This is a genomic window from Cellulomonas sp. KU4C (assembly GCF_056868065.1).
In genome coordinates this window covers 2,605,805-2,625,680 of record NZ_CP200322.1, presented here as the reverse complement: position 1 = coordinate 2,625,680, position 19,876 = coordinate 2,605,805, and the positions used below count along the sequence as shown (strand labels likewise).

Sequence of the window (19,876 nt, the reverse complement as noted above, 5' to 3'; positions counted from 1 at the left end):
AGAAAGGAGGTGATCCAGCCGCACCTTCCGGTACGGCTACCTTGTTACGACTTAGTCCCAATCGCCAGTCCCACCTTCGACGGCTCCCCCCACAAGGGTTGGGCCACCGGCTTCGGGTGTTACCGACTTTCGTGACTTGACGGGCGGTGTGTACAAGGCCCGGGAACGTATTCACCGCAGCGTTGCTGATCTGCGATTACTAGCGACTCCGACTTCATGGGGTCGAGTTGCAGACCCCAATCCGAACTGAGACCGGCTTTTTGGGATTCGCTCCACCTCGCGGTATCGCAGCCCTTTGTACCGGCCATTGTAGCATGCGTGAAGCCCAAGACATAAGGGGCATGATGATTTGACGTCATCCCCACCTTCCTCCGAGTTGACCCCGGCAGTCTCCTATGAGTCCCCGGCATGACCCGCTGGCAACATAGGACGAGGGTTGCGCTCGTTGCGGGACTTAACCCAACATCTCACGACACGAGCTGACGACAACCATGCACCACCTGTACACCGACCTTGCGGGGCAACCATCTCTGGAAGTTTCCGGTGTATGTCAAGCCTTGGTAAGGTTCTTCGCGTTGCATCGAATTAATCCGCATGCTCCGCCGCTTGTGCGGGCCCCCGTCAATTTCTTTGAGTTTTAGCCTTGCGGCCGTACTCCCCAGGCGGGGCACTTAATGCGTTTGCTGCGGCACGGAACTCGTGGAATGAGCCCCACACCTAGTGCCCAACGTTTACGGCATGGACTACCAGGGTATCTAATCCTGTTCGCTCCCCATGCTTTCGCTCCTCAGCGTCAGTTGCGGCCCAGAGACCTGCCTTCGCCATCGGTGTTCCTCCTGATATCTGCGCATTCCACCGCTACACCAGGAATTCCAGTCTCCCCTACCGCACTCTAGTCTGCCCGTACCCACTGCAAGCCCGAGGTTGAGCCTCGAGTTTTCACAGCAGACGCGACAAACCGCCTACGAGCTCTTTACGCCCAATAATTCCGGACAACGCTTGCGCCCTACGTATTACCGCGGCTGCTGGCACGTAGTTAGCCGGCGCTTCTTCTGCAGGTACCGTCACTTGCGCTTCTTCCCTGCTGAAAGAGGTTTACAACCCGAAGGCCTTCATCCCTCACGCGGCGTCGCTGCATCAGGCTTGCGCCCATTGTGCAATATTCCCCACTGCTGCCTCCCGTAGGAGTCTGGGCCGTGTCTCAGTCCCAGTGTGGCCGGTCGCCCTCTCAGGCCGGCTACCCGTCGTCGCCTTGGTGGGCCACTACCCCACCAACAAGCTGATAGGCCGCGAGTCCATCCCTGACCGATAAATCTTTCCAGACACTTCGGATGCCCGAGCGTCTCGTATCCGGTATTAGACCTCGTTTCCAAGGCTTATCCCAGAGTCAGGGGCAGGTTACTCACGTGTTACTCACCCGTTCGCCACTGATCCACCCAGCAAGCTGGGCTTCACCGTTCGACTTGCATGTGTTAAGCACGCCGCCAGCGTTCGTCCTGAGCCAGAATCAAACTCTCCGTAGATGTCTACATGGCAACCACCACCCGAAAGCAGCAGTCCACCGACACACGAACGACACCCCACTCGCTGGCGAGCAAGGCATCAGTTAAATTTGGCTTTGTGGTCCGACCCAGACGGAGCAGGGCCGATCCCACGTCAACCAAGACTCACCGATCTCACGCAACCACCCCGAACGAGGCGACCACCCGAGCCGATGAACCATCTTGGCATCAACTACTAGGCACACTGTTGAGTTCTCAAAGAACAGACGCGCATCCCTCACTCACCCTTGCGGGCTCCGCGACCGGAGGCTTCTCTTCCAATCTACCAGAGTTCCTGGCTCGCTTTGCCGCCGTTTCCCGCGACTCGCTCGCCTCAAACCCTACCAGAGTTGTCAGACCGTCTTTCCGGGCTGTTCTTTCCCGTTCCGACCTCCGAAACCCTACCAGGCTTTCCGACCGGCTTTGTCCGCGTTGTTTGCGGACAGTGCCGAACATCGAACCCGGTCCTCGCACGACCGATCGGGCGCCAGAAGCGCCTGAGGTCGAGCTGAGGGGGTGGCCACCGGTGGGAGCGACTACCGAGGTGAACCTCGGTGGCCGTCACTTCCTGCCCTGCGGCTTGGAGAACATTACGCGCACGTTTCGCCCAGCGTCAAGCCGGCGGGCTCACGGGCCCCGCACGCTCCCCGCACCCTGTCTGACCTGCGGTTTCGCGTGGTCCGACCCGGGTGTCCCCTGCTGCTGCGTGCCGGTCGCCGGTGCGACGCCCGTCACGTCCCACCAGCGTCCCCCGCCCCGCTCGGTCGCGCAACCGCAACCACCTGGCGGTCGGTGGACCCGGGACGGCGGAGGGCGGCTCGCGTCACCCGCGAACCGCCCTCCCCCGCCCGCTCTCCCGCGGTGACCGTCGGTCAGCCGGCGACGCGCGCCACCGCGAGGGTCCGCTTGCCGCGGCGCAGCACCAGCCACCGGCCGTGCAGCAGGTCGGCGGCGTCGACCACTGCGGCCTCGTCGGTGATCTTGCGGTTGTTCACCGACGCGCCGCCCTCGGCGATCGCCCGCCGGGCCGCTCCCTTCGAGGCGACCAGGCCGGATCCGGCGAGCACGTCCACCAGGGGGTCGCCCACCTGGACGTCGACCGTCGGCAGCTCGGCGACCGCCGCGCCGAGCGTCCCGGCGTCGAGGTCGGCGAGGTCGCCGCCCCCGAACAGGGCCCGGCTGGCCGCGATGACCTTGTCGATCGCGTCGGCGCCGTGCACCAGGGACGCCACGTCGTACGCCAGGGCGCGCTGCGCCTCACGGGCCGCCGGCCGCTCGGCCAGGGCCTGATCGAGCTCGGCGATCTGCTCCCGGGTGCGGAACGTGAACACCTTGAGGTAGCCGATCACCTCGGCGTCGTCGACGTTGAGCCAGAACTGGTAGAACGCGTACGGGCTCATCAGCTCGGGGTCGAGCCAGATGGCTCCGCCCTCGGACTTGCCGAACTTGGTGCCGTCGGCCTTGGTGATGAGCGGGGTGGTCAGCGCGTGCACCGAGGCGCGCTCGGCCTTGCGGATCAGCTCGACCCCGGACAGCAGGTTCCCCCACTGGTCGTTGCCGCCGGTCTGCAGGACGCAGCCGTGCCGGCGGTGCAGCTCGAGGTAGTCCATCCCCTGCAGGATCTGGTAGCTGAACTCGGTGAAGGAGATGCCCTCGTCGCTGGCGAGGCGCCGGGCGACGGTGTCCTTGGCGAGCATCGTGCCGAGCCGGTAGTGCTTGCCGATCTCCCGCAGGAAGTCGATGGCCGAGAGCTCGCCGGTCCAGTCGAGGTTGTTGACCATGCGCGCCGGGTTGTCGCCGTCGAAGTCGAGGAACCGGCTGATCTGCGTCTGGAGCCGCTGCACCCACTCGGCGACGGTGTCCTTCGTGTTGAGGACGCGCTCGCCGGACATGCGCGGGTCGCCGATCAGGCCCGTGGCGCCGCCGACGAGGGCGAGCGGGTGGTGGCCCGCGAGCTGCAGGTGCCGCATCAGCGCGAGCTGCACGAGGTGGCCGTGGTGCAGGCTCGGCGCCGTCGGGTCGAACCCGGCGTAGAACGTGATCGGCCCCTCGTCGAGCGCCGCGCGCAGGGCGTCGAGGTCCGTGGTCTGGGAGACGAGGCCGCGCCAGGCGAGCTCGTCGAGGATGTGGGTCACAGCTGGCTCCTTGCAGTCGCGCGGCGGACGGCCGCGCCCTCGGCGGGTCGGGTCATGCCGGCGTCGTCCCGCGCTGCGGGCTGCTTCCCGACGCCGGCCGGCGATACGCCGGTCGGAAGGCGGACACGGTGGGCTCCCCGGTCAGCCACAGGCGCCAGGGGAACTGCGCGGCGTCCCCGCCCGGCCCCGCGACGCCGACCCGGGGGCCGGTGGCGACCGCGGCGGTGACCGCGTCGGGCGGGCGGTGCAGGACGAGCCGTCCGTCGGGCTCGGTGACGTCGGCGCCGTTGTGGCTCAGGTCGAGACCGAGCGCGACGGCCAGGCGGGCGGGCCCGCGGGCGATCTGCCGGTCGGAGTCGACGACGCCCGCGCGGGCTCGGCGCTCCCGTGCCAGGTCGACGCCGTCCACGACCTCCCCGGCGCGCACCAGCACCGCGGCTGCGGTGCCGACGGGCCCGGCGACGACGTTCACGCAGTGGTGCAGGCCGAGGTGCCGGTAGACGTACAGACGGCCGGGCTCGCCGAACATCACGGCGGTCCGCGGGGTGCGGCCGCGGTAGGCGTGCGATCCGGGGTCGTCCGCACCCGCGTAGGCCTCGACCTCGGTGATCCGCAGGGTCACGTCGCCGTCGTCGGACCGGGCGGTGAGGTAGGCGCCGAGCAGGTCGGGCGCCAGGGTCAGCGCGGGCCGGGCGTACCAGACGCGAGCGGGCACGAACCCCGGTGCGGCGGCGTCGGAGGCCACCCAGGTCCGGGGTGCGCCTGCGACGAGGGCGGCGGGGGTCCGCACGTCCGTCTCGCTGTCGCCCGCGGCCTCGGTCACCGGGCCATCCTGCCCCATGCGTCGACCCGGACGTCGGCGCGTCCGCGCGTGCCCTCGCGGGCGTAGTGCGCGGCCTCGTCCGTCATCCAGCGCTCCCACTGGGGCCGGGCGTCGGCGCCGTCGCGCTCCAGGCCGCGGGCGAGGCGGGTGGCGTCGTCGGCCTCGACCCAGACGAGGACGCCGACGTCCCGCGCCCCGGCGCGCCGGCCCGAGCCGCAGCCCTCCAGGACGAGCACGTCGGGCACCGGCACGTCGACCCAGTCCGCGAACCGGCCGGCGACCCAGTCGTAGCGCTGGTACCGCCCGGGCCGGCCGCGGCGCAGCGGCTCGAGGACCTGCGCGGCGAGCCGGGGCCAGATGTCGCCCTCCAGCCCGGACCAGCCGGCGTAGAGGTCGTCCATGTGCACGACGTGGGCGCGCCGGCCCTGCCGCGCGCACCCCTCCGCGACGGCGACGGCCAGCGTCGTCTTCCCGGACCCCGCGGGGCCGTCGAGCGCGACGACCCGGACGGGCCCGAGCCGCGGCGGGGTCGACAGGAGCAGGGGCACGACGACACCGGCGGCGTCCTCGTGCCCCTGCGGCACCGTCGGCCCGCTCAGGACGCCGCGGCCCGGAAGCTCGGCGGACCGGGCGCGGGCCCGCTCCAGCTGCTCGGCGACCCGCACCGGCGCCGTGCCGCCGTGGGCGGACCGCGACGCGACCGAGCCCTCGACGGACAGCACGGACCGCACGTCCGGGGTCAGGTGCTCGGAGACCGCGGCGAGCTCGTCGTCGGTGAGGTCCCAGAAGCTCGAAGGGCGGCTGGTGCTCCTCGCAGGCGCGGACGCACGCGCCCGCGACCTCGTGCGCGACCCGGAACGGCACACCCTGCCGGACCAGCCACTCCGCGACGTCGGTGGCGAGCGAGAACCCCTGGGGGGCGAGCGCGGCCATCCGGTCGGTGTCGAAGGTGAGCGTCGCGACCATGCCGGCGAACGCGGGCAGCAGGACGGTGAGGGTGTCGACCTGGTCGAACACCGGCTCCTTGTCCTCCTGGAGGTCCCGGTTGTAGGCGAGCGGCAGGCCCTTGAGCGTGGTCAGCAGGCCGGTGAGGTCGCCGACCAGCCGCCCGGCCTTGCCGCGCGCGAGCTCCGCGACGTCGGGGTTCTTCTTCTGCGGCATGATGCTCGACCCCGTGGAGTAGGCGTCGTCCAGGCGGACGAAGCCGAACTCGTGGGTGGACCAGAGGATGACCTCCTCGGCGAACCGGGACAGGTCGACGCCGAGCATCGCGGACACCCAGGCGAACTCGGCCACGACGTCGCGGGACGCGGTGCCGTCGATCGAGTTCTCCACGGGGCCGTCGAACCCGAGGTCGGCCGCGACCGCCGCCGGGTCGAGGCCGAGCGAGGACCCGGCGAGCGCGCCGGAGCCGTACGGGGAGACGGCCGCGCGGCGGTCCCAGTCCACGTACCGGTCGACGTCGCGCAGCAACGGCCACGCGTGCGCCAGCAGGTGGTGCGCGAGCAGCACCGGCTGGGCGTGCTGCAGGTGGGTCCGGCCCGGCATGACCGCGTCGCCGGCGGCGGCGGCCTGCGCGACGAGCGCGTCGACGACGTCGAGCGTGAGCCCGACGATGACCCGCGCCTCGTCCCGCAGGTACATCCGCACGAGCGTGGCGATCTGGTCGTTGCGCGACCGGCCGGCGCGCAGCCGACCGCCGAGGTCGGCGCCCGCGCGCTCGATCAGTCCCCGCTCCAGGGCGCCGTGCACGTCCTCGTCGCTGTCGGCCGCCACGAACGCGCCCGACGCGACGTCGGCGCGCAGCCGCTCCAGCGCGTCGAGCATGCCCGCCAGACCCGCGTCGTCCAGCAGCCCGGCGGCGTGCAGGACGCGCGCGTGGGCGCGGGACCCGGCGATGTCCTGCGGCGCCAGCCGCCAGTCGAAGTGGGTGCTCTTGGACAGCGCCGCGAGCGCGTCGGCGGGGCCGCCGGCGAACCGGCCGCCCCAGAGCGCGCCGGCCTGCTCAGGCACCGGTGCCCTCCGCGTCCGTGCCACCGATGCCGCCCTGCTGCCCGAGGTCCTCGGCGTTGCCGAACTTCACGTCGCGCGCGGCGGCGAGCTTGGACGACAGGCCGTAGATCTCGATGAACCCGCGGGCCGCGGACTGGTCGAACGTGTCGCCCGAGTCGTAGGTGGCGAGGTTGAAGTCGTACAGGGACGTCTCGGAGCGGCGGCCCGTGACCGTCGCGCGCCCGCCGTGCAGCACCATCCGGATCTCGCCGGAGACGTAGCGCTGGGTGTCGTCGATGAAGGTGTCGAGCGACTTCTTCAGCGGGGAGAACCACTGGCCGTCGTAGACCAGCTCGGTCCAGCGCTGCTCGACCTGGCGCTTGAACCGGGCCTGCTCGCGCTCGACGGTGACGTTCTCGAGCTCCTGGTGCGCGGCGATCAGGGCCATCGCGCCGGGGGCCTCGTAGACCTCGCGGGACTTGATGCCGACGAGGCGGTCCTCGACGATGTCGATCCGGCCGACGCCCTGGGCGCCCGCGCGGCGGTTCATCTCCTGGATGGCCTGCAGCGGGGTGACGGGCACCCCGTCGAGCGCGACCGGGACGCCCTGCTCGAACCGGATGACGACCTCGTCGGCGACCGGGGGGAACGTCGGGTCGTCGGTGTAGGTGTAGACGTCCTTGGTCGGCTCGTTCCAGATGTCCTCGAGGAACCCGGTCTCGACGGCGCGGCCCCACACGTTCTGGTCGATCGAGAACGGGTTGTGCTTGGTGGTCGCGATCGGCAGCTTCTTGCGCTCGGCGAACTCGATGGCCTTGTCGCGGGTCAGCGCGAGGTCGCGCACCGGGGCGAGGCACTTCAGGTCGGGCGCGAGGGAGGTGATGCCGACCTCGAACCGCACCTGGTCGTTGCCCTTGCCGGTGCAGCCGTGGGCGACGGTCGTCGCGCCGAACTGCCGGGCGGCGCGCACCAGGTGCTTGACGATGACCGGGCGGGACAGGGCGGAGACCAGCGGGTACTTGTCGAGGTACAGGCCGTTGGCCCGTAGCGCCGGCATGCAGTACTCGGCGGCGAACTCGTCGCGGGCGTCGGCCACGTAGGCCTCGACCGCGCCGCAGTCGAGCGCGCGCCGGCGGATGACCTCGAGGTCCTCGCCGCCCTGGCCGACGTCGACCGCGACGGCGATCACCTCGGCGCCGGTGGCCTCGGCGATCCAGCCGATGCCCACGGAGGTGTCCAGGCCGCCCGAGTAGGCGAGGACGACGCGCTCAGTCATGTGTCTTCTCTTTCGTTCCGGTGGTGCGGGGAGGTCGGGGGTGGCGGTGCGGCCGGGCTCAGCCGGTCGTCGCGAGCTCGAGGAACCGGGCGGCGAGCGCGGTCCCCTCGGGGCCGTCGGTGCCCTCGCGGGCGATGACGAGGACGGTGTCGTCCCCGGCGATCGTGCCGAGCACGCTCGGGAGGACGGAGTGGTCGATCGCGGACGCGAGGAACTGCGCCGCGCCGGGCGGGGTGCGCAGCACGACCAGGCTGCCGGACGCCTCGGCGGTGACCAGCAGCTCGGAGCAGAGCCGGGCGAGCCGGGTGGCGAGGGCCTCGGCGTCGGCGACGGGGGCGGGGCTGCGGTCGCCGCCCTCCCCCGGCACGGCGTACGCGAGCGCGCCGCCGCGGGTGCGGATCTTCACCGCGTTCAGCTCGACGAGGTCCCGGGACAGCGTCGCCTGGGTGACCGTGACGCCCTGGTGGGCGAGCAGGTCCGCGAGCTCGGACTGCGAGTGCACCTGCTGCCGGGACAGCGAGTCCCGGATCAGGGCGTGCCGGGCGGCCTTGGTGGCGGGGATCCGGCCGGTCGTCGTGCCGACCTCGTCGGCGGGCAGGCCGGTCACGACCGCTCCAGGAGCCAGGTGAGCAGCGCCTTCTGGGCGTGCAGCCGGTTCTCGGCCTCGTCCCAGACCACCGACTGCGGGCCGTCGAGCACCTCGGCGGTGATCTCCTTGCCGCGGTAGGCCGGCAGGCAGTGCAGGACGAGCGCGTCCGGGGCGGCGAGGGCGAGGGCGGCGGCGTCGAGCCGGTAGGGCACGAACGGCTGCTCGCGCGCCGCGGCCTCGTCCTCCTGGCCCATCGAGACCCAGGTGTCCGTGGCGACCGCGTCCGCGCCGGTGACGGCCGCGGCGAGGTCGTCGGTCACCTGGACGGAGCCGCCGGTGGTCGCCGCGATGGCGGCGGCCCGCGCGACGACGTCGGCCGCCGGCAGGTACGCGGCCGGTGTGGCGATCCGGACGTGCAGCCCGGCGGTCGCGCCGCCGAGCAGGTACGACTGCGCCATGTTGTTGGAGCCGTCGCCGGTGTAGGCCAGGGTCCGGCCGCGCAGCGCCGCCACGCTCCCCCAGTGCTGGGCGAGGGTGAGGAGGTCCGCGAGGATCTGGCACGGGTGGAAGTCGTCGGTCAGCGCGTTCACGACGGGCACGCCGGCGTGGGCGGCCATCTCCTCGATGCGGGCCTGCGCGTGGGTGCGCCAGACGACGGCCGCGACCTGCGGGCCGAGCACCCGGGCGGTGTCGGCGACGGACTCGCGCACGCCGATCCGGGCGAGGTTGCCGTCCACGGCCAGCGGGTAGCCGCCCAGCTCGGCGACGCCGGTGGTGAACGACACCTGGGTCCGCAGAGTGGGCTTGTCGAAGATGATCGCGACCGCGCGCGGCCCGTCGAGCGGCCGGCGGGCGAACCGGTCGGCGCGCAGCGCGAGGCCGAGCTCGAGGACCTCGGCCTGCTCGGCCGCGGTCAGGTCGTCGTCCCGCAGGAAGTGCCGGGTCACCGCTGCGCCTCCTGGCCCAGGTCGTGCGGGAGCCCCGCGAGGAAGTCCGTGAACGTCGCCGCCTGCTCGCGCGTCAGCACGTACGGCGGCGCGAGCCGGATGGTGTCCGCGGTGCACGGGTTCACCACGAACCCCGCCGCCAGGGCGCGCGCCGCGACGTCCGCCGCGACGGGCGCCGCGAGCTGCACGGCGATCAGCAGGCCCTCGCCGCGGACCTCGGCGACCAGGGGGTGCCCGAGCGCGGTGATCGCGGCGCGCCACCAGGAGCCGAGCTCCGTCACGTGCGCGAGCAGCCCGTCGCGCTCGATCACGCCGATGGTGGCCAGCGCGGCGGCCGAGGCCACCGGGTTGCCGCCGAACGTCGTGCCGTGCTGGCCGCGGCCGAGCAGCGTCGCCGCCCGCTCGCCGTACGCCACGACGGCGCCGACCGGGAACCCGCCGCCGAGGCCCTTGGCGAGCGTGACGACGTCGGGGCGGATGCCGCCGCCGAGGTGCGGGTGCTGGTGCGCGAGCCAGGTGCCGGTGCGGCCCATGCCGGTCTGGACCTCGTCGAGGACCAGCAGCGCGCCGTGCGCCTGCGTGAGCTCGCGCGCCCGGACCAGGTAGCCGGGCGGCAGCGGCTTGACGCCGGCCTCGCCCTGGATCGGCTCGAGGAACAGCGCCGCGACCTGGTCGCCCGCCGCGCCGTCGAACGCGGCCTCGAGCGCCGCCGTGTCCCCGAACGGCAGGAACTCGACGCCGCCGGGCAGCGGCTCGAACGGCTCGCGGTAGGCGGCCTTGGACGTCAGCGCGAGCGCGCCCATCGACCGGCCGTGGAACGCGCCCTCGAGCGCGAGCACGCGGGTCCGGCGCACGCCGCCGGGGCCCTCGGCGTTCCGGCGGGCCATCTTGAACGCGGCCTCGTTGGCCTCGGTGCCGGAGTTCGTGAGGAACACCCGCGAGCCCTCCGGGGCGTCCGCCACCGCCAGCAGGCGCTCGGCCAGCGCGATCTGCGTCGGGCTGGCGAAGAAGTTGGAGATGTGGCCGAGGGTGCCGAGCTGCGCGGAGATCGCCGCCGTCAGCGTCGGGTGCGCGTGGCCGAGGGCGTTGACCGCGATGCCGCCGAGCAGGTCGAGGTACCGGGTGCCGTCGGCGTCCCACACGTACGGGCCCTCGCCGCGGACGAGCACGCGCTGCGGCGCGCCGAACGTGTCCATCAGGGCGTGGCCGTAGCGCTCGGTCCAGTGCGCCACCGAGTCGGCGCCCACCAGGTCGGTGTGCGCGTCCTCGGGGACCAGGTGCTGGTCGGTCACTGCAGCTCACCTCCGGGTTCAGCTGGATCTGCGGGGCGGGCGGCTCGACCTTCGCGACCTGCGGGATCGGCGCGGTGAACGGCGACGGGACGGGCTCGTCGTCGGGCAGGACCATCGTGCCGACGCCGTCCGAGGTGAACACCTCGACCAGGATCGAGTGCGGCTGCCGGCCGTCGATGACGTGGGCGCGGCCGACGCCGCCGGTGACGGCGCGCCAGCAGGCCTCCATCTTCGGCCGCATGCCCGAGTCGAGCGACGGCAGCAGGTCGGCCAGCGCGCCCGCGCGGATCCGGCGGGCCAGCGAGGTGCGGTCCGGCCAGCTCGTGTACAGCCCCTCGACGTCGGTCAGGACGATGAGCTTGCGGGCGCCGAGCGCCACGGCGAGCGCGGCGGCGGCGGTGTCGGCGTTCACGTTGAGCACCTGGGTGGGGTCGTCGATGTCCGGGGCGACCGTGGAGACGACCGGGATCCGGCCGGCGTCCAGGAGGTCGTGCACGGCGCCGGGGTTGACCTCGACGACGTCGCCGACCTGGCCGACGTCCACCTGCTCGCCGTCGACGGTCGCGGTGCGCCGGCGGGCCCGCAGCAGGCCGCCGTCCTCGCCGGACAGGCCGACCGCGTACGGGCCGTGCGCGTTGAGCAGGCCGACGAGCTCGCGGGACACCTGGCCGGTGAGCACCATCCGGACGACGTCCATCGCCTCGGGGGTGGTCACGCGCAGGCCGCCGCGGAACTCGGACTCGATGCCGAGCCGGTCGAGCATGGCGTTGATCTGCGGGCCGCCGCCGTGCACGACGACCGGGCGCAGGCCGACCTGGCGCAGGAACACCATGTCCTGCGCGAAGGCGCGCTTGAGCTCGTCGTCGACCATCGCGTTGCCGCCGTACTTGACGACGACGAGGGCGCCGGCGAACCGCTGCAGCCAGGGCAGCGCCTCGATCAGCACCTCGGCCTTCTGGTCGGCGCGCAGGTCGGTGCGGGTGTTGAAGACGAAGTCGTCGTCGACGGGGGTGTCGCTCATGTGGAGTACGCGCTGTTCTCGTGGACGTAGTCGTGCGTGAGGTCGTTGGTCCAGACCGTCGCGGTGGCGTCGCCGGCGTGCAGGTCGACGTCGACCCGCACCTCGCGGGCGGCGGCGAGGTCGACGCCGTCGCGCGGGTCGCCGACGCCACCCGCCCGGCACACCTGGACGCCGTTGATCGCGACGTCGAGGCGGTCGGCGTCGAACGGCGCGACGTCCTCGGGCACGGTGCCGACGGCGGCGAGCACCCGGCCCCAGTTGGGGTCGTTGCCGAACACGGCGGCCTTGAACAGGTTGGACCGGGTCACCGCGCGGGCCACGGCGACGGCGGCCGCCTCGGTGCTGGCGCCGGTGACGGTGACCGCGATGTCGTGCGAGGCGCCCTCGGCGTCGGCGACCAGGGCGCGGGCCAGGTCGGCGGACACGGACCGGACCGCCGCCGCGAACGCGTCGGGGTCGGGGGTCACGCCGCCGGCGCCGGACGCGAGCAGCAGCACGGTGTCGTTGGTCGACATGCAGCCGTCGGAGTCGACGCGGTCGAAGGTGGCCCCGGTGGCGGCGCGCAGGGCCGCGTCCGCCTGCTCCGCGGTGACGACCGCGTCGGTGGTCAGCACCACGAGCATCGTGGCGAGGCCCGGCGCGAGCATGCCCGCGCCCTTGGCCATCCCGCCGACCGACCAGCCGTCGCCGACGGCCACCGCCGTCTTGGGCACGGTGTCGGTGGTCATGATCGCGGTCGCGGCGTCCGCGCCGCCGTCGGCGGTCAGGGCGGTCGCCGCGGCGTCGACGCCGCCGAGCAGCAGGTCCATCGGCAGCCGCTCGCCGATCAGGCCGGTCGAGCAGACCAGCACGTCGCCCGCGGAGGTGCCGAGCACCTCGGCCACGTGCTCCGCGGTGCGGTGCGTGTCCGCGAAGCCCTCGGGCCCGGTGCAGGCGTTCGCGCCGCCGGAGTTCAGCACCACCGCGGTCGCGACGCCGTCGGACACCGCCTGGCGGGACCAGACGACGGGCGCGGCGACGACGCGGTTGGACGTGAACACGCCCGCGGCCACGTGCAGCGGGCCGTCGTTGACGACCAGCGCGAGGTCGGGCTTCCCGGAAGCCTTGAGCCCGGCGGTGACGCCCGCGGCGCGGAAGCCGGCGGGGGTGGTGACGGTCACGGGGCGACTCCCTCGGTGGACAGGCCGGTGCGCTCGGGCAGCCCGAGCGCGAGGTTCAGCGACTGCACCGCGGCGCCCGCGGTGCCCTTGACGAGGTTGTCGATCGCGCAGATCGCCACGACGCGACCCGCTGCCTCGTCGACCGCGACCTGGACGAGGGCGGTGTTCGCGCCGGTGGTGGCGCCGGTGGTCGGCCACTCGCCCTCGGGCAGCAGCTCGACGAACGACTCGCCCGCGTAGGCGGTCTGCCAGGCGGCGCGCACCGACGCGGCGTCCGCCCCGGGCGCGAGCGGCGCGGTCACGGTGGCGAGGATCCCCCGCGACATGGGCACCAGCACCGGCGTGAACGACAGCCGGACGCCGGCGGCCCCGGCGACGCCGAGGTTCTGCGCGATCTCCGGGATGTGCCGGTGCGTGCCGCCCACGGCGTAGGGCTGCGCGGAGCCGAGCGCCTCGGAGGCGAGCAGGTGCGGCTTCAGGGAGCGGCCCGCGCCGGAGTACCCGTTGGCGAGCACGGCGACGACGTCGGTCGGGTCGACGACCCCCGCGGCGACGCCGGGCTGGAGGGCGAGGGTGACGGCGGTGACGTTGCAGCCGGGGACGGCGATCCGGCGGGCGGCGGCGAGCGCGGCGCGCTGGGCGGCCGGGGTGGTCTCCCCCGCGTGCAGCAGCTCGGGCATGCCGTAGGGCCAGGTGCCGGCGTGCTCGGTGCCGTAGAACCGGCGCCAGGCGTCGGGGTCGGTGAGGCGGTGGTCCGCACCGAGGTCGACCAGCACGGCGCCGTCGCCGCGGTCCGCGAGCGCCGCGGCGATCTCGCCCGAGGCGCCGTGCGGCAGCGCGAGCACGACGACGTCGTGGCCGGTGAGCTCGTCGACGGAGGTCGGGGTGAGCACGCGGTCCGCGAGCGCCCGCAGGTGGGGCTGGTGCGCCCCGAGGCGGGTGCCGGCGTTGGCGTGCGCGGTGAGCGCGCCGATCCGGGCCTCGGGGTGACCGAGCAGGAGCCGGAGGGTCTCGCCGCCGGCGTACCCGGAGGCGCCGGCGATCGCGACGGAGAAGGACATGTGCATGACCATACACTCAACTGCACATCGATTCATCCCGCAGGCGACCGGGCGCGCCGCCGCCGGAATGCGCCCGGCCCCGGCGCCGTTGCAGGTCGCATGCACGCCGTCATCGCCACCGCGCCCGGGGGACCCGACGTCCTGGTCCCCGACGAGATCGACGACCCGCTGCCCGGCCCCCGCGACCTGCTGGTGCGGACCAGCGCGGCCGGTGTGAACTTCATCGACGTCTACCACCGCAACGGCACGTACCCGATGCCGTTCCCGCACGTCCCGGGCTCCGAGGGCGCCGGCGTGGTCGAGGCCGTCGGCCGCGAGGTGCGGGAGTTCGCCGTGGGCGACCTGGTGGCGTGGGCGTCGGCGCCGTCGTCGTACGCGGAGCTGGTGGTGGTGCCCGAGCTCGTCGCGCTGCGCGTGCCGGACGGCGTGACCGAGGAGGTCGCCGCCGCGCTGCCGCTGCAGGGCCTGACCGCGCACTACCTCGTGACGTCGACGTTCCCGGTGCTCGAGGGCCAGGACGTGCTCGTGCACGCCGGGGCCGGCGGCGTCGGGCTGCTGCTCACCCAGCTCGCGTCCGCCCGGGGCGCCCGGGTCATCACCACCGTCGGCACCCCGCAGAAGGAGGCGCTGTCCCGCGCCGCCGGCGCCGCCGAGGTGATCCGGTACACCGAGCTCGCCGACCTCACCGACGAGCTGCCCGCCCTCGTGCGCGACCTCACCGGCGGCGCCGGGGTGCACACGGTCTTCGACGGCGTCGGGCGCAGCACCTTCGACGCGTCGCTCGCGTCGCTGCGCCCCCGCGGCGGCCTCGCCCTGTTCGGCGCCTCCTCCGGCCCCGTGCCCCCCGTCGACCCCCAGCGGCTGAACGCCGCCGGGTCGGTGTTCCTCACCCGGCCCACCCTGGGCCACCACACCGCCACCCGCCAGGAGCTCACCTGGCGCGCGGACGAGCTGTTCGCCGCCGTGGCCGCCGGGACGCTCGACGTCCGCGTCGGCGCGACGTTCCCCCTCCCCGACGCGGCCGAGGCGCACCGCGCCCTCGAGGGCCGCGCGACCACCGGAAAGGTGCTCCTGACCGCATGACCGAGCTGCACGTCGAGATCTGGTCCGACATCGCCTGCCCCTGGTGCTACATCGGCAAGCGCCGGTTCGCCGCGGCGCTGGACTCCTTCGAGCACCGCGACCAGGTCCGGGTGACCTGGCGCTCCTTCGAGCTCCAGCCCGACGCCGAGCACTCCTCGGCGCACCCGGGGCTGACCGAGCTCGCGATGCTGTCCGAGCGCAAGGGCCTGCCGGTCGAGCAGGTCCGGCAGATGTTCGCCCAGGTGACGGCCCTCGCCGCCGAGGTGGGGCTCGCCTACGACTTCGACACCGTCGTCCCCGCCAACACCTTCGACGCGCACCGGCTGGTGCACGTCGCGGGCGACCTCGGCGGCGCCGACGCGGCCGCCGAGGTGGTCGAGCGCCTGATGAGCGCGCACTTCGAGCACGGCCGGGTCGTGGACGACGTCGACGTGCTCGTCGAGGTCGCCGGCGAGGCCGGGCTGGACACCGCGGCCGTGCGGGCCGCGCTGGCGACCGACGCGGGCGCGGGCGCCGTCCGGGCGGACGAGGCCGAGGCCGCCGCGCTGGGCGTCCAGGGCGTGCCGTTCTTCGTCGCGGGCCGCCGGCTCGGCGTGTCCGGCGCGCAGCCCGTCGAGGTGTTCGCCCAGCTGCTCGCCCAGGCGTGGCGCGACGCGAACCCGCCGCTGGCGATCCCGACGATCGCGGGCGCGGGCGAGGCCTGCGGGCCCGACGGCTGCTGACGCCGTACCGACGGACGCAGGGCCCCGCCCCCGGATCGCTCCGGGGACGGGGCCCTGCGTCGTGTCAGCCGGGGGTCACCGCCGGACGGTGAAGCCCAGCGGCGCGCTGGTGCTGCCCGCCACCACGTCCGGCTTCGACGGCACGAACACCGCCGTGTACTGGTGCTGCCCCACCGGGGCGGTGCGCGGCACCGTGCCGAGCGCGAGGCCCAGCACCACCGGCGAGCGGCCGATCACGCGGTCGCCCTCGCGGAACTCGACCGTCCCGGACGGGAACCACGTGCCCTCGACCTGCACCCGCGAGACCAGCAGCGTCGGCAGCCAGGTGCCGTACGACTGGCTGGACCGGCTCGCGGACAGGGTCACCGTGGACGGCGTGAGCTCCGGCTCGGGCTCCTCGGCGGCCGCGACCGTCACCGGCAGCGTCACCGTGGTGCCGCTGGGGGCGGCGACCAGGGTCAGGGTGTGCACCCCGGCCGTGGTGCCGGCCGGGACCGTGACGGCCACCTGCGCGGCGCCGGCGGAGACCGCCGCCGAGCCGATCGACGCGCCGTCGAGCTGCACGTCGAGCGCCGTGTTCTGCGGGGCGCCCAGGCTGGTGAGGTTCAGCCCGGTCACCGGGAACGCCAGCTCGGTGCCCGCCACGACCTCCTCGGGCAGGGCCGGCACGCCGACCGCCCGCTCGTCGAACTCCGGGGTCAGGCCCGGGTTGGCCTCGAGGTAGGCGATCCACGCGTCCCGGTCGATCAGACCCGAGTCGGCGGTGCCGGTGCCCTCGGCGAGGACCCGGAAGTTGTCCCCGCCCTGCGCCAGGAACGAGAACGTGCCAATCCGGTACTCCGCGGCCCGGTCGATCGGCGCGCCTTCGACGGTGACCGAGGTGATCCGGCTGCCGAGCGGCTGCGCCTCGTCGTACGTGTAGGACACGTTGTCCGACAGGCCCAGCTGCAGGTACGGCCGCGACGGGATGGTGCCGTCCGCGTTGGTCTGCCACTGCTGCTCCAGCAGCGTGACGACCTGGTCGCCCGTGAGCGTCGTGGTCCAGAGGTTGTTCACGAACGGCAGGACCGCGTTGGCCTCGGCGTAGGTGATCGTGCCGTCGGGCGCGTACAGCAGCCCGCCCGCAGGCCACCGGGGTTGACCACGCCGATGTCGGCGCCGCCGCGCTCGTCGGACGCCAGGGTCTCCAGCAGCGAGTCCGCCACCAGGTTGCCGAGCGTGGACTCCTTCGAGCGGTCGTCGCGGGTCCCGCCGGCGTAGGTGCCGCCGGCGCCCGTGTAGCCGCCGCCCGCGTAGGCGGTGGTGATGTCCGCGGTCACCGAGCCCTTGGGCTGGTTGCCGACCACCGCGGCCGCGGCGACCGCCGCGTCCACGATCGACTTGACCTCGGCGACGCGCGGGTACTGCGCCACCAGGGCGGCGTCCAGCTGGGCCGGGGTCTGGCCCGCGGCCGGGGCGAGGCGCTTGACGTTCTCGCCGACCAGCGCCGACACCGCGTCGGTCGCGGGGTCGTACGTGAGCGTGACCTTGCCGATGTTCTCGCCGTAGGAGCCGGTCTGGACGATCGGGCGGGTCCACTCGCCGGTGGCGTCCGGCGTCGCCGGGCCGTACCAGGCGTACTGCTTGTGGGTGTGGCCGGTGAAGATCACGTCCACGTCGCCCGAGGTGGTCGTCGCGATGTCGGCGAAGGCGCCGCCGGCGGCGATCTCCTCCTCCAGCGTCGCGCCGTCCGGGGTGCCGGCGCCGGCGCCCTCGTGGTACTCGGCCACGATCACGTCGGCCTCGCCGTTCGCCGGGTCGCCGTCGGACAGCTGCGCCGCGACGCGGTTGACCGCCTCGACCGGGTCGCCGAAGTCGAGGTCGGCGATGCCGCCGGGGGTCACCAGCGTCGGGGTCTCCTGGGTGACGACACCGACCACGGCGACCTGCACCCCGTCGACGTCGAGGACGGTGTACTCGTCGAGCGCCGGGGTCTGGGTGCCCGTGGCGTAGACGTTCGCACCCAGGTACGGGAACTGCGCGTTGCCGCCGTCGGCGATGACGCGGTCGACCAGGTCGGCGTAGCCGCGGTCGAACTCGTGGTTGCCGACCGCCGAGGCGGCCAGGTCCAGCGCGTTCAGCACGTCGATCGTCGGCTGGTCGTCGGCGACCGCCGAGGCGAACAGGGAGGCGCCGATGTTGTCGCCGGCCGACAGGAACACGGCCGCGCCGCCCTCCGCCTCGGCCTGCGCGCGCTGCTGCTCGACCGTGCCCGCGAACGCCACCGTGTTGGCGTCGATCCGGCCGTGGAAGTCGTTGATGTTGAGCAGCGTCAGGTCGACCGGACCGGCCGGGCCCGCGTCGCCGGCGGACAGGCCCACCAGCACCGGGTCGTGGTCCGAGGACCGGTACGCGTCCGGGGCGTAGAACAGCGAGCCGTGCGTGTTGTAGCGGCTGTACTCCAGCGCCACGGACTCGCCGGCGTTGATGTTCCACACGTCCGCGCCGGTGGCCCGGCCCAGCGCCGCCTCGTTCAGCAGCACGTGGTCGAGCGAGCCCGACAGGCCGGAGAACGAGTAGGAGTACTCCCCCGCGTCCAGCGCCGTCGTCGCGTCGGTGTACCCGGCCGCGTACAGCACCTGCAGCGGGTCCTCCTGCGTGTACGAGTTGAAGTCGCCGACCAGCGCGACCGACTCCGCGTCGCCCTGCACGGTCGGCACCCAGTCGCGCAGCGCCTCGGCCTGGCGGACCCGGGACTCGTTCGACGCGCCCTGGCCGTCGCCCGTGTCGGCGTCGCCCGGCCACGGACCGGCCGAGCCCTTGGACTTGAAGTGGTTGACGACGACGAACAGCCCTCGCCGCCGCCGACCGGCACGAACGCCTGGCCGATCGGCTCGCGGGCGTTGCCGAACGCCTGGCCGTCACCGGACTGCGTGCCGAGCGCGCGGGCGTCGCCCACGGTCTCGACGGCCGCCGGGCGGTAGATCAGCGCGTTGGTGATCGTGTCGAGCTCCGCGGCCGCCGGCAGCTCCGTCGAGGACGGCACGGCCTCCCAGGTCCCGGCGCCCGCGGCGGCGTTCAGCGCCGCGACCAGGGTGTTCAGCGCCTCGTCCGGGTCGCCGTCGACCGTCGCCGAGTTCTCGATCTCCATCAGGCCCACGACGTCCGCGTCCAGGGCGTTGACGGCCGCGACGATCTTGTCCTGCTGGCGCTGCAGGTCGTCCGGGTCCCAGGCGCCGCGCTGCGCGCAGCCCTCGCGGACCGTGACCGGGTCACCCGTGCGGTCGCTGTACGCCACGCAGGACGCGGTGTCCGCGCCGAGGGTCGTGAAGTAGTTGAGCACGTTGAACGACGCGACCGTCACGTCCCCGCCGACGTCCTCGGGGGCCGGGGTGCGGTCGTCCTCGAACGTCACCGGGGACGTCGCGGGGTTCGCCGCGTCGACGGGGACCGTCGGGCTGAGCTTCCACGCGTTGTTGCGGTAGTCCACGACCACCGGGGCGGTGAACGTCGCGGCAGCGCCGACCCGGACCGGGTTCGTCAGCGACACGTACGGCGGCGTCAGGCCGGAGTTCGCGGCGGACAGGAAGTTGGTGGACGCGCCGTCGTCGAGCACGAGCGCGCGGGCGGTGTTGTCCGCGGCGACCGCCGCGTTCTCCGGCGTCCCCGGCGCGGCGACCTCGGTGGGCTGCAGGAGCGGCTGGGTGCCGACCGCCAGGCCGACCTCGCCGTACTGGTTGGTGCTGTAGGTGTTGCTCACCGTCAGGTCGCCGGTGGGCAGGTAGAGCATCGACTCGAGCGCCTCGCGGTCGGCGGCGTCCGCCGGCCAGGTGCCGGTGACCGGCTGCACGGGCTCGGCGGCCGGGTCCAGCTGCACCAGGCCCGCGGCGTTCGCCACGGTGATCTCGGTCAGCCCCTGGAACTCGGACACGGCGCCGGTGACCTGCACGTGGTCGCCGACCGCGACCGAGCCGACGGTCGACGCCGAGAACACGAACACCGCGTCCGACGCCGTCCGGGTGGTCGGGTCGGTCTCGCCGCCCGTCCCGGGGGTCTGGATCACGTAGCCGCGGTAGCCGCCGGTGGCGTACACCGCGGTCACCACGCCGCTCGTGGTCACCTGCTGGCCCGCGAGCGGCGACGCGTCGCCCGTCCCCTGGACCTCCGCGATGGTGTGCGAGTCGTCCGCGGCGAGCGCGGCCGGAGCCGCCAGCACCGGCGCCCCCACCATCGCCCCCACGGCGACGAGACTCGC

At 73.4% G+C, this 19,876-nt stretch carries 10 protein-coding genes, 1 rRNA gene and 3 pseudogenes; 2 read left to right on the top strand and 12 right to left on the bottom strand.

Annotated features, from left to right (window positions below; genetic code table 11):
* Positions 1–2 precede the first annotated feature (2 nt).
* From AC1VL8_RS12415 to argC, 11 genes and pseudogenes are all read right to left on the bottom strand, one after another.
* A 16S ribosomal RNA gene (locus AC1VL8_RS12415) occupies positions 3–1,523 on the bottom strand.
* An 890-nt stretch (positions 1,524–2,413) separates the two neighbouring features.
* Positions 2,414–3,676, bottom strand: coding sequence for a tyrosine--tRNA ligase (gene tyrS, locus AC1VL8_RS12410; protein WP_483075361.1), 1,263 nt, complete (start codon positions 3,674–3,676; stop codon positions 2,414–2,416).
* Positions 3,677–3,728: 52 nt separating this feature from the next.
* The gene (locus tag AC1VL8_RS12405; protein ID WP_483075360.1) at positions 3,729–4,937 is read right to left on the bottom strand and encodes a DNA-3-methyladenine glycosylase; all 1,209 of its coding nucleotides are present in this window, start codon (positions 4,935–4,937) and stop codon (positions 3,729–3,731) included.
* 179 nt (positions 4,938–5,116) lie between these two features.
* Positions 5,117–6,512, bottom strand: a pseudogene (argH, locus tag AC1VL8_RS12400) (argininosuccinate lyase); the annotation flags it as partial.
* Complete coding sequence (locus AC1VL8_RS12395; protein WP_389227777.1) at positions 6,505–7,767, bottom strand: argininosuccinate synthase; 1,263 nt, start codon at positions 7,765–7,767, stop codon at positions 6,505–6,507. The gene AC1VL8_RS12395 and the pseudogene argH, both read right to left, overlap by 8 nt.
* Before the next feature lie 58 nt (positions 7,768–7,825).
* Positions 7,826–8,374: an arginine repressor gene (locus tag AC1VL8_RS12390; RefSeq protein ID WP_389227774.1), complete on the bottom strand. Its 549-nt coding sequence runs from the start codon at positions 8,372–8,374 to the stop codon at positions 7,826–7,828.
* Positions 8,371–9,303: an ornithine carbamoyltransferase gene (argF, locus tag AC1VL8_RS12385; protein ID WP_483076245.1), complete on the bottom strand. Its 933-nt coding sequence runs from the start codon at positions 9,301–9,303 to the stop codon at positions 8,371–8,373. The genes AC1VL8_RS12390 and argF overlap by 4 nt, the downstream gene beginning before the upstream one ends.
* Positions 9,300–10,595 carry an acetylornithine transaminase gene (locus AC1VL8_RS12380; protein WP_483075359.1) on the bottom strand — a complete coding sequence of 432 codons (1,296 nt, stop codon included), beginning with the start codon at positions 10,593–10,595 and terminating at the stop codon, positions 9,300–9,302. Before AC1VL8_RS12380 ends, argF begins: the two co-directional genes overlap by 4 nt.
* Positions 10,596–10,686: 91 nt before the next feature.
* Positions 10,687–11,616, bottom strand: a pseudogene (argB, locus tag AC1VL8_RS12375) (acetylglutamate kinase); the annotation flags it as partial.
* The gene (argJ, locus tag AC1VL8_RS12370) at positions 11,613–12,776 is read right to left on the bottom strand and encodes a bifunctional glutamate N-acetyltransferase/amino-acid acetyltransferase ArgJ (RefSeq protein WP_483075358.1); all 1,164 of its coding nucleotides are present in this window, start codon (positions 12,774–12,776) and stop codon (positions 11,613–11,615) included. The pseudogene argB and the gene argJ, both read right to left, overlap by 4 nt.
* Positions 12,773–13,843 (bottom strand): N-acetyl-gamma-glutamyl-phosphate reductase, encoded by a 1,071-nt coding sequence (gene argC, locus AC1VL8_RS12365; protein WP_483075357.1) that lies wholly within the window; start codon positions 13,841–13,843, stop codon positions 12,773–12,775. Before argC ends, argJ begins: the two co-directional genes overlap by 4 nt.
* A gap of 93 nt (positions 13,844–13,936) precedes the next feature.
* Between argC and AC1VL8_RS12360 the strand changes: the two genes are divergently transcribed.
* Both AC1VL8_RS12360 and AC1VL8_RS12355 read left to right on the top strand, forming a co-directional pair.
* Positions 13,937–14,920, top strand: a complete 984-nt coding sequence (locus AC1VL8_RS12360; RefSeq protein WP_389227756.1) for a quinone oxidoreductase family protein — start codon at positions 13,937–13,939, stop codon at positions 14,918–14,920.
* Positions 14,917–15,642, top strand: a complete 726-nt coding sequence (locus AC1VL8_RS12355) for a DsbA family oxidoreductase (protein ID WP_483075356.1) — start codon at positions 14,917–14,919, stop codon at positions 15,640–15,642. The genes AC1VL8_RS12360 and AC1VL8_RS12355 overlap by 4 nt, the downstream gene beginning before the upstream one ends.
* A gap of 75 nt (positions 15,643–15,717) precedes the next feature.
* Here AC1VL8_RS12355 and AC1VL8_RS12350 read toward each other — a convergent pair.
* A pseudogene (locus tag AC1VL8_RS12350) lies at positions 15,718–19,852 on the bottom strand (ExeM/NucH family extracellular endonuclease).
* Positions 19,853–19,876: the final 24 nt, after the last annotated feature.

Bases quoted from the DNA above. Each gene is read 5' to 3' on its own strand.
- AC1VL8_RS12395 (WP_389227777.1), bottom strand. From the start codon at position 7,767: ATGACTGAGCGCGTCGTCCTCGCCTACTCGGGCGGCCTGGACACCTCC.
- argC (WP_483075357.1), bottom strand. From the start codon at position 13,843: ATGCACATGTCCTTCTCCGTCGCGATCGCCGGCGCCTCCGGGTACGCC.
- AC1VL8_RS12360 (WP_389227756.1), top strand. From the start codon at position 13,937: ATGCACGCCGTCATCGCCACCGCGCCCGGGGGACCCGACGTCCTGGTC.
- AC1VL8_RS12355 (WP_483075356.1), top strand. From the start codon at position 14,917: ATGACCGAGCTGCACGTCGAGATCTGGTCCGACATCGCCTGCCCCTGG.